Origin of the sequence: Bartonella sp. CL435QHHD (assembly GCF_042195095.1) — a bacterium.
GTDB lineage: Bacteria > Pseudomonadota > Alphaproteobacteria > Rhizobiales > Rhizobiaceae > Bartonella.
This window is the reverse complement of the sequence record NZ_JBHINS010000031.1, coordinates 1-309: the sequence shown is the minus strand read 5'-3', so window position 1 is coordinate 309 and position 309 is coordinate 1. Positions and strand designations below refer to the sequence as shown.

1 protein-coding gene is annotated in these 309 nt (G+C 40.8%); it reads left to right on the top strand.

The genetic code is table 11. The features are described from left to right. Positions 1-309 (top strand): hypothetical protein (locus tag ACFILH_RS01560; protein ID WP_375667264.1); only part of this gene is annotated, 309 nt, incomplete at both ends.

The window sequence follows — 309 nt, the reverse complement described above, 5'->3', positions numbered from 1 at the left end:
GCTGACGCTCAATGGAAGAGTGGTTATGGTGCTGTGAGTGTTGGTGATGTCAGCGAGAAGAAAACGCGACAAATTATAGGGGTAGCAGCTGGTTCTGAACTGACTGATGCTGCTAATGTTGCGCAGATAAAGTCATTACAAAATTATGTAGATAAAGGTTGGCAGCTGTCTGTTGGTGGTGCAGATGCTACAACTATCGGTATAGAGAGCAAGATCGATTTATCAGCAGCAAGTGAAAATCTTCAAATTAGCAAAGGCAAAGATGACAATAATATAAAATTTGATCTAGCTAAGGAAATCGCAGTCAAT